Annotated in this window: 1 protein-coding gene; it reads left to right on the forward strand. The window is 57.7% G+C overall.

Annotation, left to right across the window (positions count from 1 at the left end; all coding sequences use genetic code 11):
- Window positions 1-99: 99 nt before the first annotated feature.
- A partial coding sequence (locus ACR0EL_RS22150) for an FAD:protein FMN transferase (RefSeq protein WP_480502310.1) occupies window positions 100-783 on the forward strand: 684 nt, incomplete at its 3' end.

Genomic DNA, 783 nt, shown 5'->3' on the forward strand with positions numbered 1-783 from the left:
TTACATTGGCGTTTTTGCCGCTCAAGATTTGGGGCCGGTTTGACTCTGAACAGGCTCACTGGCATATGCCGGGCAAGAACACTCCCGGGAGATTGCACCATGCGCCCACTGATCGCACTGGCCTTACTTTTGACTGTTTCGGCCTGCTTGTTTGGCAAAGAGTCTGACGTGGTACGCCTGTCCGGCGAGACGATGGGCACCACGTTCAACATCACCGCAATCGGCGATGATTTGGACGAAGCGGCGCTGAGACAAGCGGTTCAGGAGACCCTGGCGCAGGTCAATGCCAAGATGTCCAACTGGGACCCGAATTCCGAGGTCTCGACCTTCTCGGCCTCAGGCAGCACGGACCCCATGCAAGTGTCAGACGAATTTGCCTTCGTCATTGAGGCCGCAAATGAGGTTCACGAGAAATCCGGTGGTACGTTTGATGTTACCCTTGGTCCGCTGATCGAATTGTGGGGGTTTGGGCCGCGAAAACCTGAAGACCCAATTCCGGCAGATGACGAGATCGCGACAGCGCTAGGGCAAGTGGGGCAAGCGCGGCTGTTAGACTTGGATCGCGGAGCGGGCACTTTGGCCAAGTCAGAGGCCGGAGTCGGGATCAACCTGTCTGCGATCGCCAAAGGCTATGGCATCGATGCGGTTGCCGCACAGCTGCGCGAGGCCGGGATCGAGAACTATATGGTCGAGATCGGTGGTGATCTGGTGACGATGGGCGCGAATGACAAAGGCGAAAGCTGGCGGATCGGGATCGAAAAACCCGAGACTGGCGCGCAATCA

Source organism: Ruegeria sp. AH12 (assembly GCF_056541465.1).